At 41.7% G+C, this 14,640-nt stretch carries 10 protein-coding genes; 4 read left to right on the top strand and 6 right to left on the bottom strand.

Translation table 11 applies throughout. The annotated features are described in order from the left end of the window. The first annotated feature begins 220 nt into the window (after positions 1-220). The 3 genes from MSBRM_RS02975 to MSBRM_RS02965 all read left to right on the top strand — a co-directional run bounded on the left by MSBRM_RS02975 (position 221) and on the right by MSBRM_RS02965 (position 7,000). Positions 221-868, top strand: coding sequence for a PKD domain-containing protein (locus tag MSBRM_RS02975; RefSeq protein WP_048119953.1), 648 nt, complete (start codon positions 221-223; stop codon positions 866-868). Positions 869-1,451: 583 nt separating this feature from the next. After that, complete coding sequence (locus tag MSBRM_RS21995) at positions 1,452-3,779, top strand: metallophosphoesterase family protein (protein ID WP_052712669.1); 2,328 nt, start codon at positions 1,452-1,454, stop codon at positions 3,777-3,779. Then, the gene (locus MSBRM_RS02965) at positions 3,776-7,000 is read left to right on the top strand and encodes a DNA double-strand break repair ATPase Rad50 (RefSeq protein WP_048119956.1); all 3,225 of its coding nucleotides are present in this window, start codon (positions 3,776-3,778) and stop codon (positions 6,998-7,000) included. The genes MSBRM_RS21995 and MSBRM_RS02965 overlap by 4 nt, the downstream gene beginning before the upstream one ends. Before the next feature lie 608 nt (positions 7,001-7,608). Here the strand turns inward: MSBRM_RS02965 and MSBRM_RS02960 are convergent. The 6 genes from MSBRM_RS02960 to MSBRM_RS02935 all read right to left on the bottom strand — a co-directional run bounded on the left by MSBRM_RS02960 (position 7,609) and on the right by MSBRM_RS02935 (position 13,159). After that, positions 7,609-8,397 (bottom strand): C15orf41 family protein, encoded by a 789-nt coding sequence (locus MSBRM_RS02960; protein ID WP_048119957.1) that lies wholly within the window; start codon positions 8,395-8,397, stop codon positions 7,609-7,611. A 474-nt stretch (positions 8,398-8,871) separates the two neighbouring features. Beyond that, positions 8,872-9,582 (bottom strand): hypothetical protein, encoded by a 711-nt coding sequence (locus MSBRM_RS02955; RefSeq protein ID WP_048119959.1) that lies wholly within the window; start codon positions 9,580-9,582, stop codon positions 8,872-8,874. A 60-nt stretch (positions 9,583-9,642) separates the two neighbouring features. Then, on the bottom strand, positions 9,643-10,494 hold the full coding sequence (locus tag MSBRM_RS02950) for a ribose-phosphate diphosphokinase (protein WP_048119961.1): 852 nt from the start codon (positions 10,492-10,494) through the stop codon (positions 9,643-9,645). Positions 10,495-10,570: 76 nt separating this feature from the next. Further along, the gene (gene moaC, locus MSBRM_RS02945) at positions 10,571-11,038 is read right to left on the bottom strand and encodes a cyclic pyranopterin monophosphate synthase MoaC (protein WP_048156729.1); all 468 of its coding nucleotides are present in this window, start codon (positions 11,036-11,038) and stop codon (positions 10,571-10,573) included. A gap of 347 nt (positions 11,039-11,385) precedes the next feature. Continuing rightward, positions 11,386-11,571, bottom strand: coding sequence for a hypothetical protein (locus MSBRM_RS02940; protein ID WP_048119963.1), 186 nt, complete (start codon positions 11,569-11,571; stop codon positions 11,386-11,388). Positions 11,572-11,650: 79 nt separating this feature from the next. Further along, positions 11,651-13,159: a bifunctional ADP-dependent NAD(P)H-hydrate dehydratase/NAD(P)H-hydrate epimerase gene (locus MSBRM_RS02935; protein ID WP_048119965.1), complete on the bottom strand. Its 1,509-nt coding sequence runs from the start codon at positions 13,157-13,159 to the stop codon at positions 11,651-11,653. A 227-nt stretch (positions 13,160-13,386) separates the two neighbouring features. Between MSBRM_RS02935 and MSBRM_RS02930 the strand changes: the two genes are divergently transcribed. Continuing rightward, positions 13,387-14,496, top strand: a complete 1,110-nt coding sequence (locus MSBRM_RS02930) for a transposase (RefSeq protein ID WP_048154466.1) — start codon at positions 13,387-13,389, stop codon at positions 14,494-14,496. Positions 14,497-14,640 lie beyond the last annotated feature (144 nt).

The following is a 14,640-nucleotide window of genomic DNA, read 5'->3' as shown; positions in this document are numbered from 1 at the left end:
TTATTTTATGCTATTTATTTTATTACTGCTTTAGATTATCTGCTATTTTAGATTTATATTCAAGCTACCGATTATTTACATTCGGTTTCAGTAATAAGAAAATTTGTTTCCCTCATAATTATATGTTGCCATAATAGAAAGCACTTGGACTTTATATTAGAGAATATTTGGACGTTATATTAAAAAATGTGCATTTTGAATTGGCATATGAGGGAAGAAAATGAGATACAAAGAACAATTTTATTCAATAGCTTTAGCTTTTGTGTTCTTAATTCTGTCATCATCTACTTCACTGGCTGTACAAACTGAGAGATCAATAGCTGATTTTTCTGCAAACGTTACCGGAGGAGCAGTTCCTTTTGTAGTAAAATTTACTGGCGTAAGCACTGGCGGAATACCAACTTCCTGGTTATGGGATTTTGGAGACGGCACTTACTCAAAACATGCCATGAATGCAACGCATACGTTTACCAATCCGGGTGTGTATAACATCACTATGAAAGTAATAAACGAAGAAGGTAGCAATTCTATTACCAGATCAGACTATATAACCGTCGAAATTCCGACAGATACGTCAGGAAAAGGCTTTGATCCTTCCGGAACTCGGTGGAGTGTCGCTGGTTTTGAGGATGGGTTACCACGCGAATATCATGCTGTACCCTGGGAGTTTCATTCTCAATATTATATGAATGCTGGAGATATCTGGACTGGAAACTGGTCATTAGTACCCGATTATCCTAATAGAGTCCACACTTTCATTACGCATGCCAACGGGGAAACAGATAGTTGTGATGTCGTTTTCGTATCTCCCAAATGGTTCGTTGCAATTAAGGATGACGAGCTTTATAGATTGGGTAAGCGTATCTGACATACGAACGGCTGTAGACTGGAATGTTATACTTTACCAATTTTCAGATTTTATTGAGGTATTGCCTTGCACTCTAAGATGATGAATTACAAGCTTTGAAAGCTAAAAACACAATTTGTCTATTTTTAATCTTGTGCTGCTACATAGTTACTAATCTATATAATTACTTAACCTGTAGAATTACTTAACCTGTAGGATTACTTAACCTGTAGAATTACTTAACCTGTAGAATTACTTAACCTGTAGAATTACTTAACCTGTAGAATTACTTAACCTGTAGAATTACTTAACCTGTAGAATTACTAATTATTTGTAAATAATTAGTAACTCTAGCCAAGCAACTGTATGAGGTAAAAATGACCTGAAAGCATTATTCAGTCTTCTCTGAGCCAGGATCAAGATCTTAATTTTTGCCCATCAAAACTTTCTCCTTGATTTATATGTCAGACTTATGTCAATTAGTCAGCATTCCAGCGTGAAAGATGCTAACTCCCTCAACTGGGTGAAGTTTATTTTCTGTAAAAAGTAGTTAATTACTAATATAGAAACCCTTATAGGGTAAAAATTAGAGACTGATAAAACCATGGCCAGGGAAATTAGGATACTCCACACTGCAGACACGCATCTGGGATACAGGCAATATCACAGCGAGGTCCGGAGAAACGATTTTTTTGCAGCTTTCGAACTTGTTGTAAATGATGCGGTTGAGATGCAGGTAGATGCCGTAGTGCATGCGGGAGACCTTTTTGATTCAAGGAACCCGACCCTTGAAGACCTCCTTGATACAATAAATCTCCTGTCCAGACTGAAGGCGGCTGACATACCGTTTTTAGGAATTGTCGGGAACCATGAAAGCAAGCAGAATACCCAGTGGCTCGACCTTTTTGAGGAGATGGGACTTGCGGCAAGGCTCGGAAAAAAACCGCTTATGGTAGGTAATGCAGCCATCTACGGGATAGACAGTGTCCCGAAATCAAAAATTCCTATATTCGACTATTCAGGATTTGAGACGCCGGACTCTCCTGCCGTTTCCGACTCTTCTACTTCTTCCAATGATTCCACTTCTCCAACTCCTTGCACTTCGTCCATTTCGCCCACGTCTTCAACTTCTTCAACTCCCCCCAACCCATCTACTCCTTCTATCTCTTCTACTTCTTCTGCCTCTTCTACCTTATCCAGCCCTTCTAATCCTTCCATCTCTTCGATCCCTTCCTGCCCTGTGGTAAACGGCTGGAAACTGCTTGTAATGCACCAGATTATGAATCCTTTTCCATATGCGGAATGGGACTGCGATGAGGTGCTTGAAAACCTTCCTTTCAAGGTTGACGCAATTCTTCTTGGCGACTACCATGAACACTCAATAATCAAAAATAAAACCGGTGAGACCTGGATTACTTACCCTGGCAGTACGGAACGAAACAGTCTGTCCGAAAAGGAAGCCCGTTCCTACAATATTATTACGCTTTCCGAAAAAGGACTTGAAATTAGCAAACGCACGATTCCAACCCGTAAATTCCTTTCCATTCGAGTAGAGTTGAAAGGAGAGGACAAACCCTATGAACAGATATTTTCTAAAGTCGACGAATATCTGGAAGATATCCCTGAATCCGTGGTATTTCTGGAAATTTCAGGGGATTCGGGAGCAGTCCTGTCACAGAGCGAACTTGAGGAATACCTGCTTAATAAAGGGGCTCTCGTGTCAAACTTTGTAGACCGGAGAGCAAAGGAGTCCTTCCCGGAGGAAGGCTTAAAGGTAACCTTTTCTGATCCTGACCATGCCGTTGCAAGCGAGATCCGGAAAATGAGTTTAAACGACGGCGGGTTGATTATTGATGAAATTGTCCGGAGCCCTAATGTCTCAAAGTCAAGGGTAGATGAAGAAACCGAGGACCGTCTTTCGAAACTTATTGAAGCTAAAGCTATGGACTTCAAAAACCCTGAATTCAGGATAGAGATTCCCGCCAATTCGGCTAGTCCCGATGGTTCTGCCTACACTGCCAATGCTGCAAGTTCTGCCACCACTCCCGGACTTCTGGAATTTGAAGAAATAAACCCTGATGCTGTAGGGGAGGCTGGACTCGCCGGGAAAAACATGCAGGAGGGTATAGTTTCCGGCAAGCTTGAAATTACTGAACTTTCAGGAGTTCTGCGGACTTCAGACCGAATCAAGAATACTGAAAAAAAAGGTACTAAAAAAAGTACTGAGACCTCAAAGAGTACTGAGACCTCAAAGAGTACTGAGACCTCAAAGGACACTGAACCCTCAAAGAGTATTGAGATTTCAGCCATGAATCAGGATATTTCCGAATTGGCACCATTGGCACCAGCATCAAACTCGCAGTGTTCGTCTGATTCGGGGCTTTTGAAGCTGCCTGATTCGAGATCAACAGAGTTGAACAATAAGCCTGTAGCGCCTTCTGAATCGAATATCCAGCAGGAAACTTCCAGGACTCCAGTAAAAACTCCAGGAATTGAAACCGAGTTCGGAAAAGATAAAGATAACGAACCTGAAGTTAAACCTGAAATTCAAGCCGAAAGTAAATCTGAAATTAAACCTAAAAGCCGAGCCAAAAGTAAACCTGAAGTAAAACCTGAAAGTAAAACTGAAAGTAAAACTGAAAGCGAACTTAAAAGTAAACCTGAAGTTAAACCTGAAAGTCAAGACGAAAGTAAACCTGAAAGTAAACCTACTGAACCTGAAAGTAAACCTGAGAAGAAGAGTAGAAAGCAATCTGAGCCCGGAGTAAAAGGCAAACCTGTAAAGGAAAAAACAGACAAAACTGAAAAGCTGCCTGAAGAGGAACCTACAAGGGCTACGGAGCTAAACGAAAAAACGGGGAAAGCAGGGGCAAAAAAAGGAAGGAAAAAGACTGCTGTACCTCGACAGTATAACCTTGGTGATTACCTGTGAAGCTCAAAAACTTGCATATTGAAAACATCCGGAGTTATAAAAAACTGGATTTTACATTTGAAGACGGAGTTACAGTCATTTCCGGGGTGAACGGAAGCGGGAAGTCAAGCCTGCTTGAAGCATGTTTTATGGGGCTTTTCGGGAGCAAAATTCTTTCAAAGGACTTCGTGCTTGCAGATGTAATCTTCAAAGGAGCTGAAAATGCGAAAATAAACCTGGGTTTTGAGCATTTAGGACAGGATTATCTTATAGAACAGGCTTTCAGGTATTCTTCTAAAAGTGAGAGCGCTTCGAATTCGAAATGTGTGCTCTATGCCAATGGGGAAAGTATTGTCGATCAGGCTACACGGACTTACGAAGAGGTCTGTTCTCTTCTAAATATGGATGAAGAAGCGTACAGAAACTGCGCTTACATCAGGCAGGGCGAAATTGATGTACTCATTAACGCGAAACCAAAAGACAGGCAGCGAATGATCGACGGCTTGTTGCAGCTTGGAAAGCTCGAAGAATACAGGGAAAGAGCAGGAAGCGCAAAAACTGCTGTAAGAAGGCTTCAAAGGGACACGAGTAAAAGCCTTTCGAGCGTAAAAGCCGAAATTGAGGGGATTGAAAGTACAGAACCGCATGCTGTTTTGAATGGGCTCAAGCAGAAGATAAAGGAAAACGATACTATCTTAAAAAAATGTAATGAGAATAAAGAGGCTGCAGCCGCCCAGAAAGAAAAACTCGACCTTATGATCACAGAGCACAGGGAACATCTCCAGGAAATCCAGACTCTGAAACAGGTCCTGGCTAAGTCTCAGGAAGACAAGGCAGGCTGTATCCGGGAAAAAGAAAACTTCGCCAGAGAATCCCATGAACAAAGGCAGGCACTGCTCGGACTGGGAGAAGAGAATAAGCTTATTCGAGAAGAATGTGGGTTTGGGAACCTTGAGATTGAGGCTCTGAGCATGCAGCAGGAAAAAGAGGAGTTTCTTGCTAGGGAAAAGGTAAATGCGATCTCAAAAGAGCTTGCTCTTCTCCTCAGAGAGGAAGAAGTTCACACTCAGGCTCTACATGACCTTGAAAACGAAAAGGCTGAGACCGAACAGATTTTAAGGCAGTGCAGGGCAGATATTGGGACTACAAACGGGGCAATTGAAGAAAACAGAAAAAATATACTGAGAATCGAAGATGAGAGTAAAAAGCTAAAAGAAGCTGCAAAAGAAACTACAGGCTTCACGGACTCTTATGAGCTTCCTTTGTTTATAAATGAGCTGGAAGAAAAAGAAAGCCTTCTGCGCGAACGGAAAAACGAAGCCTCAACAAAACTTGCACTTGCTTTCAAAGAAAAAGAAACAGGAGACATAAATCTCCTCACGCTTGATAAGGAACTTCAAAACTCCAGGGTCGCAGTTAGGAAAAGTAAAACCGAGATAGAAATCCTTGAAGAGGATCTCAGGGAAAATGATAAGGCAGTTCTGGAAGTCAAGGAGCAAAAATCCGAAGCTTCTGCAGGGTTAAAAGGACTTGGCTTTACCGGAGAGCAGCTCGAAGACCTGGAGTACCTCAGCGAACTTCTGCTGGAAAACAAAAACAGGCTGCATGGGCGGGAAAAAGAGCTTGAAGCTACTGTCAGGGAGCTTGATAAAGTTATCCGTAAAAACCAGCAGCTACTTGCCGAAGGAAAATGCCCTACATGCGGGCAGGATCTTAAAGGCTCTGAAATTGCATGCACAACCGGGGAATCCGAACAGAAGAGAGAAAAACTTGCAGCAGAACTTCTTGATATAAAGCTCCAGCAAGCCGAAGTCGAGAAAAAACTTAATCGGCTCAAGGATGCCAAAAAGCTGGAGAAGCGAATTTCGGATTACGACCTGGAAACCGAAAGACTCAAAAATAAAGCAAAAGACCTGCAAGAAAGGATATCTATCCACAAAACCCGAACCGAGGAAGATTCCCTTAAACTTGAAGGGCTTAATAAACAAAAGGAAGAACTTGAGGCTAAAATGGGCAAGCTTCTTCCCGATATTAAAGCCCTGCAGGGATGGGAGGCGGCAGCTCAAAAAGCTCATGGTGAGAGTGAAAGAGTACTTCGAGAGGCAAAAGCCTTTGAGAAAAAGCTTGCTGAAAATACCTCGGAAATAGAGAGCCTGAACGGGAAAATCAGGACTTCCCTAGCACTGATCGAAAATTACGGGCAGAGACTTGGAGAGCTCAATGAGAAAATAAAAGGGCTTGCCGAACGAGAAACTCAGGAAAAGGAAAAACTCAAAACCCTGGAAATTGAGCTTGAAGCCCTGAGGAAAAAAGAAGCCATGGCAAAAGAAACCCATGAAGAAAGTTCAAAGCGTCTCTTGAAGACAAAAAAACTCGGAGCAAACCTGATACAGATGGATAACGTAAAGCACAAAATCTCCGAGCTTGAGGCTTCAATCAGGAACCTTGCCGAAAAAGTCGGCTTTTTTGACCGGGAAATCCTTGAAAGAAACGAGCGGGTAAAACAGCTTGAAGGAAAGCTACAAGGAAGCAGGTTCGAAGACCTTCAGTCAAAGCGTACCCAGCTTGAAGAATATCAGGCAAACCTTACTGAAAAAACCCGGCAAATAACGTCTACCAAAGATGCGCTCTTAAAAGAAGTGGGGATGGTTGAAAATAGTTTAAAACGCCGTAATGAGCTGAAAGAAGAACTAAAAGCCCTTGAGAACAGGAAGCAGTACCTCGAAGCCGTATATAGCAACGCCGAAGAGCTTGAGAGCATGTATATGCACGTTCGGGCGGATATGCGGACAAAAAACATTGGGGCTCTTTCGATCCTTTTGAATGAAATGTTCAACTTCATGTACACAAATAATGCTTATTCACATATCGAACTCGACCCGGAATATAACCTCACGGTTTATAGAAAAGACGGCACCCCCCTTGAACCAAAACTCCTTAGCGGAGGAGAACGTGCAATCTTTAACCTTGTCCTGCGCTGTGCGATCTACAGGCTTCTTGCTCTGGGTTTTGGCGGAGATAGGGCAGACGGGCTTCCCCCCATGATCCTTGACGAGCCTACAGTTTTCCTGGACCGCGGGCATATAAACCAGCTTTTGAAACTCATAGACATGATGCGCGGCATAGGCGTAGGCCAGATTATTGTGGTCTCCCATGATGAATCACTTATAGATTCGGCAGACCATGTCTTCCAGGTAGAAAAAGACCCTATTACCAATATGTCGTCTATTGTAAAACTTTAAGTTGACTATTTCCTTTTCAGCAGGCCTGTCGCGCAGTTAGCAAGTATGTCAGACAGGATTCATAAATATACCAGACCAGGGTCAAAAGTATTCCAGATAAGGTTCAAACGCATTCTGTCAGCAGACCAGGGTCAAAAGTATTCCAGATAAGGTTCAAACGCATTCTGTCAGCAGACCAGGGTCAAAAGTATTCCAGATAAGGTTCAAACGCATTCTGTCAGCAGACCAGGGTCAAAAGTATTCCAGATAAGGTTCAAACGCATTCTGTCAGCAGACCAGGGTCAAAAGTATTCCAGATAAGGTTCAAACGCATTCTGTCAGCAGACCAGGGTCAAAAGTATTCCAGATAAGGTTCAAACGCATTCTGTCAGCAGACCAGGGTCAAAAGTATTCCAGATAAGGTTCAAATACATTCTGTCAGCAAACTAGTACTGCGATGTACTCGATTTTGAAGTAAGTTCATAAAACTTGACTTTTTAATAGACCTGTAAATCCCGTATTTTCTAGGAAATGAGGAATTAATTTTGGAATCGAAGCACTGGTATCAAAAGTATTTCATACAAGGTTCAAATGTATTCTATCAGCACTCAAACGTATTCAAACAGGACTCACCAGTATACCAGATAATTAAATAGCTCATCAACTTCCTCTTTATATTCTCCAAAAAAGCTATAGTTCTTTACAAGATAGCCCTCGGAAGGGAGATCTTCGAGATACCCGTACCAGTAGACAACCATGCCTTCTCCGAAAATCTCTGCATATTCCCGAAACTGTTTCTTTGAATAGTGCTCGTGTTCGAAGTAGTCTCCAAAAAGCGCTTTGCTTTCAATCCAGTTGACCATAAGATTGTCTATGCATACAGGATTTTCCAGGACAAAATCAGGAGTCTTGCCTTCTCCCTTGGCCCGAATGTCTGCTTCGGTACAATATGGAATTTCCCTATCATCAAGCCATTTCTGGATAAGTGCTTCTCCCATCTCGCCCTTCTTACACTGCATCTCATGGGCATGAGGCGAAAAGAAGTGATCGACATCAAGAGCTTTTTTGACTTCCTTTTGAAGACGGCGGTTTTCGATTAAGTCCACATTTTTGAAAAGCCAGTTTATACTTTTCTTGGAAATTTGACAATTCTTCATAATAAGGGATGCCATAAGGGTAGGAGGAAAGCCTGTGTATTCCGCAAGATCAAGAATAGTGCGTCCCTGTTTCCATTTTAAAAAAAGTTCGTTTTCCCTTGAATAAACTTTTCTGTGTTTGAACCGAGTCTTTTTTACGACTTTCTGATTGAGAATTGTTGCAAGCACACCTACGGGTTTGGAATATTCCTCCGAAAGGCGAAAAACATCTTTAAAGTCATGCAGTGAGCTGTAGATTGTCTGGTATGTCTGGCGGTCCATCCTGAATCATCATATCCTTTTTTGTATCCTTCCCGAGCACGCAAAATAAAAGTTAAGCAGTATAAGTTAAGTAGCATAAGTTAAGCAGCATAGTCAAACAGCATAAGTTAAGCAGCATAAGTTAAGCAGCATAGTCAAACAGCATGAAAAATGAGAATCTTATGATATCAAAATTCTCTCTCAGAAGTACAGTTGATTTTCCATAACTCCTTCGATATTCATGGATTATAATCATATCAACGTCTTAAAACCCAACGCTTTAAAACCATGAACAATCGGTTATAAAGGAGTCAAGAAAGTTCACTTCAGGAACGCCGGAGTAAAGATAATATAATTTTTTCTTCAAGGGTAAGAAACCCTTTCCGGAACTTCTATCTGTATTTCTGAGCTATTTCTTCGAGCTGAAGGCTGTTAACTGCCAAGCCTTTTTAAAAAGGATTGAGCGAAAAACAGCCATTTTCGGACTGAAGGTGGTTAACTCCAGAAATCCTCATCATAAGTATCAGGAAGGTCTATTTCCATTGCTTTATCAAGCTTTTTACGCTTTTCTTTATTCTCAGCGGACTTTATTACTTTTTCCTCTCTTCCTGGCAGGCAGGAGTCATCTTTTTTATCATTATTAAAAGGTGCAAAGATCGTCGTGTGCTTATCTCTTGAAATGACTTTTTCCGGGGTCTTTGGCTTTTCCTGGACTTTTGGTTCAATTTTTGCATGTATAACCGGGCTCTGTTCAACCGGCTCAATTTTCAATCCGGATTCCAGCCTTATAGAAGCTTTCTCAGCATCGCTGGGAGCATATCTTTGCCTTTCATCATGGTTTCCCTCAGGCTTCTGGTCAGGCTTCTTTACATCTGTTTCCTGGAAGTGCCGGTTCTTTGAAAATCTTTCTTCGTTTCTTTCAACAGATTGTTCCGAAGATTTATTTGTGAGCCTTGAAGGGGTCCAGTCTCCTATTTCAGAGACATCTTTTCTTTTAGAAAGCGGCTGCCTTCCTAGTTTCCGGAAAGTATCTTCAGCATAGGTATCCCTGTTACGTCCAGCTTTTCCGGATTTAATTCTACTTGTTATACTGTAACCTATAAGGCAGATGGGTTCTCTTGATCTCCACTCAAGGCAGAAGAGGTGGCACTCCCGCCCTTTACATGTCTGACTTTCATCAAGTGGACAGACTTCTGGAAGAGTCATAATACTAGAAACAACAGAACATAAAAAATAGTTAACGGTAATAAAATTAAACTATTTGTATCAGAGCCCTTTAAGGGCATCTGCAATAAGGGGAGCAACGCTCAGCCTGCTCTCTGCTTTTTCAAGAGTATCGGTTCCGAGAATATCCTTTACGCCCGCATTAAAGAGCCTTAAAACGGCGTTCCTCGCGAGTACAGGATGTACACAGGCAATGTAAACATCTGCTGCTCCCTGGGCTCTGAGCATTTTGATAGATTCTGCCATCGTCCCGCCTGTTGCAATCATATCGTCTACGAGGACAACATTTCTGCCCGTTACATCGAGATTCTTTGTCTTGATTACAACTGTATCCCCACTGAGTCTCGTTTTCTCCAAGTGATCATAATCAAAGCCCAGCCCTGATGAGACGTTCTTTATAAGCCCTTCAGCTCCCGAATCCGGAGCAAGCATAAGTGGATTTTCCAGGTTAAGCCCTGCAATATAGTCCCCAACAAGTTTAGCTGCCTCAAGGTTTTCCGCAGGGCCAGGGAAGTATTCAAGCACACTTTTTTCGTGGATGTTTATCGTAAAAACGCGGTCAGCTCTGATACAGCGGGCAATTGCGCGGGCACTGATTGGCTCTCCAGGCTTGAACTTCTTGTCCTGTCTGGCATATCCCATATAAGGAATCACGACATTGAGCTCTTTTGCTCCTTCACAAGCATCGATAAGCTGGAGCAGGGAAACAAGATCAGAATCAGTGGGTGTACTCTGAATAAGGGTCACACGCTCGTTTTCGGTCTCTTCTGCGATTCGGAGATAAAGTTCCCCATCAGGAAATCGATTAAACTCGGAAAGTACAGGCTCTATCCCTAAAGCCCGGGCAGTGCGGCTGGCAAGTAATTGTGATGCTGGTCCACCTATAATCTTCAAGATATATACCTCAGTCTGCGGTCTTGATATATCCCATCCTTTAAAAAGCTTATTTTTTAAGGGCTTACCCTGGGCTTTATCCTTTGAGTTTTTCGAGCACCCTGATATTTTGTATTGAAGTATGTGGATAATTTCCACTCTCGTCTTTTTCCACTGATTTCACCATATCCCAAATCGTCAGCAATGCTGCCGAAACCCCTGTGAGGGCTTCCATTTCAACTCCTGTTTTTCCGACAGTCCGGACTTTTACCTCCGCTGAAATCATCCCTTTGTCGATCTCAAAATCCACATCTATGGCAGTTATAGGGATCTGATGGCACATTGGAATTATGTCAGGAGTCTTTTTAATCGCAAGCACGGCAGCAACCCGCGCAGTTGCAAGCACATTGCCTTTTTCCACGTTTCCGGTTCGTATCTTCTCTATAGTCTCCCCGGAAAGCATAATTTCCCCTGCAGCCCGCGCCAATCTCGGAACCTCACACTTTTCACTGATATCTACCATATGTGCTCTGCCGGACTCAATATGAGTAAATTGCTTTTCCACAAAACCACCACGTTTTTCGTACATATTAACCTTGAATTAGAACCTTGATTTATCTGGTTTGATCCAGTCTAGCTATCAATTCCCTTTTTTCTAGAATTTCAGTGCTTATTTATGAAATTTCAATATTTTTCATATATTTTTGGCATTTCGATGTCCTTTTTGATATTTTTGGCATTTTGATGTATATTTTTGGCATTTTTAGCATTTCAGTGTATATTTAGGGTATATTTAGTATTTCAGTGCACATATAGAGTATTTTTAGCATTTTTTAGGGTATTTTTAGTATTTAGATGCCTTTTTCTGACATTCTAATGCTTTTTTGGCATTTCAACACAGATTTTCTTGGATCAGTCGATTCTGATTTGCTTTCTTTGTGAATAGTCTTCAATTACTTTATCCAGCTCTTCCCTAAGTCCTCTTGCTTCTTCAAGATTGAGTTTTATGACCTGTTCATCTTCCCCGTGAAAAATCGTAACTCTTATCCGATTTCTTTCGATTTTCAGCTTGATTTTCCTTTCAGTTTCATGTACCATACGAATTGTCTCCCCATTTTAGCAAATTTACAGTATTTTACACTTAGACATGACTCTATCTCTTATACTCAATCTTATTTTATCCAATCTCAGCCGCTTTAATTATTTTAGGAATATTCTCCAGAACATCCGTTGCAAGTAGTCCATTTCCTGCTTTCTCAAAAGCCAGATCCCCGGCTGCCCCATTGACGTGCGCAGCACAGGCTGCCGCGAGGAATGCAGGATTTCTGGAAAAAATCGATCCTGTAAGTCCTGCAAGGACATCTCCTGTGCCTCCCACGGTCATGCCCGGGTTTCCTGTCCTGTTCAGTAGGGTCTGCTTTCCGTCCGAGATAATATCGATTTTTCCTTTGAGAAGTGTTACAACCCCTTTTTCCTCCGAAAACTCCCTGACGGCTTTAATACGAGATTCCAAGCTATCAGGGGTTTCCATATTTCTCAGGCGGGCAAATTCTCCGGCATGCGGGGTTACTATCAGTTCGCAGTTGCCCGCAAGGCTTTCAAAAATAGCACCTGAGAGAGATGAGAGGGCATCGGCATCAAGAACCGCTTTCCTGCAAAAGGGCAGGATTTTTCGGATGGCTTCCAAGGTTTCTGCCGCTCTCCCGAGCCCCATACCCATCACAACTACATCATGGGAATTTATAAGGTCCATAAGGATTGAAAGATCTTCAGGGCAGAGGACATTTGAAGAGAGTTTTCGGACGATAAGGTTTGGAGAATATGATGCCACTATTTCAGCTACAGGTTCTGGAACTGCTACGGTTACAAGGTCTGCTCCAGCTTTAAGGGCCGAAAGGGACGCAAGGGCCGGAGCTCCTGAATACGGACCTCCTCCTATAACGAGGATTTTTCCGGAATCCCCCTTGTGTTCCCCGGACTCCCGCCTGCGCAGCATCATAAGGTCTCCGGGACCAACGTACTGTTCGGCGTCGACACATATTCCAATGTCTGCAACCTTTATCATGCCAGTGTATTCTTTTGCCTTCTCGCTCAAAAGCCCGGTCTTCATATGGTGAAAAGTAACAGTAAGCCCTGCATGCACAGCTTTTTCAAAATCCCCACTATCAGGGTCAAGTCCTGAGGGAATGTCAACTGAGATTACGGTTTTTCCGGCTTTCCCTTCCCGGTTTATAAAATCGATAACCTTTGATTCAGGATCTCTGAGCTTTCCCCTTATCCCGGTTCCGAATACTGCGTCGACGAGCAGATCAGCTTCCTGAAACGATTCTGAAGCCGAGGTTTCAAGCTGACTTGAGTCCGTTATTTCGAGCACATCAACACGGCTGAACTTCAGAAGGGAAAAGTTATGGAGAGCTTCTTTCGTTCTTATATCCCTGGCTTTTCCTAGCAGCATTACCTTTACAGTGTATCCTGAAGAGCCTGCAAGGTGTCTGGCCGCGACAAAAGCGTCTCCTCCGTTGTTTCCCCGGCCTGCGAGAAAAAGTACCCTACCACTCTCAAGCCTTTCCCGTATGTGCTGTGCAATAACGGCCCCTGCATTTTCCATTAACTGGACAGGTAGAAGCCCAAGGCATTCACAATTTCGGTCTATCGCTTTTATCCTCAAAGAATTAATGCACTTCATAACTATTACCTGCCGGACTATCTTATATGGTCTCCTTGCCTATTTGAGCTGTCAAATCATTTCTGCAAACCTGAATTCTCTGACTCATATGAATTCTCTGGCTTTATAGATGAGGCTCTCAAATTAGAATTTTGACTTAAAAACTTATTCTTTTTTCCACTAACTCTGATAGCACTTGTCTCTGTTTGGTAGTGGCAACTTAAAACAATACCTTCTATGCCTTTCTCATGTCAAAAAACAGTATGTTATACAAAGGAGTCCTCTTCGAGGACTCCTTCGATAATTATTTGAGCAGAGAAAGTACTTCAATTTGCCAATTCCTGTACTTTCTTTGCATTGACGATATTGCAAAGCACGTCGAACGTACTTTTTACACCAACAAAAGTTGGCACTTTAAGTACAGTGTTTCTTCTATGATAAAACTGTTTGTTGTGAAGTGTTTCAGGCAACTCTCATATGATAAAACCATTTCTTCCTTAACAGACGAAGAAGCTATCCTGCTTTCTTTTTATGATGAAAATGGCCAGATTAAACTTCCTTCAGGTGGAACCCTTCATCATTTTATGAAGTATAGACTTGGAGAAAAAGGAGTCAATGAGATAATGATGCTTATAGGTGAGAAAATTCTCAAACTTTCTCAGGAAAAGGAAGCAAAAATTGATTCCACTCCACTTGAAGCTTCAAGATACGACAAACATGCTGATTATAATCCTCATTATGAATGCAAAATGGATAAGGCACATATTACAATGGTTGGAACTTACCCAATTTTCATGACTCATACAAAAGGACTTTCTGGTGACTCTCCAGAACTTATCGATCATATTGAGGCTCTAAAGAACATGAACGCTAATCTGGAATTTTATTCTGCTGACGGAGGTTATGATTCATTCCTCAATCATTCTGATATTTGGTATAATCTGAACGCAAAACCGATTATTTCCTACGCTTCAAATGCAGTAATCAATCAAGAAGGTGAAGAGGAACGAATCGATCACTGGGTGAATAAAAAGTGGAAACTCGGTGGAGATATTCATGCACCAATGGAAAACAAACTCAGATTTCTATATGAAATTGGAAGGAAAGAACAGGTAGGAATGTACCTAAGAAACCAAAATATCAGAGATGAGACTTTTGATGATCAGTATAAAAAGAGAGCTGAATGTGAAAAGATACATGGACATATTAAAGGTACAGTAAAGTTCGATATCAGAAGAGTGAGAAATCAGAGTAGAAAACTCTACTCTCTATTGAGTTTCATAGCATATCAACTACTGGTGTTGACAGAAATGCAAAATAAAGTTGAGGATAAGAATTCGTTTGGGAGATACTTTTAAAAAAGTGAGTATCAAATTAGATTTGAGATTTTAAAAGCTAATTTGAGATTCTCTAGATTATAATAGATTATAGTAGAAATTGTTATATATCTCCAGAACAATTGAGGGAATTTATTTCTTATATTTCTACACCGAGGAAAACCT

Source organism: Methanosarcina barkeri MS (assembly GCF_000970025.1).
GTDB classification, from domain to species: Archaea; Halobacteriota; Methanosarcinia; order Methanosarcinales; family Methanosarcinaceae; genus Methanosarcina; species Methanosarcina barkeri.
The sequence above is the reverse complement of the archived record's forward strand: the minus strand, read 5'-3'. Positions and strand labels throughout refer to the sequence as shown.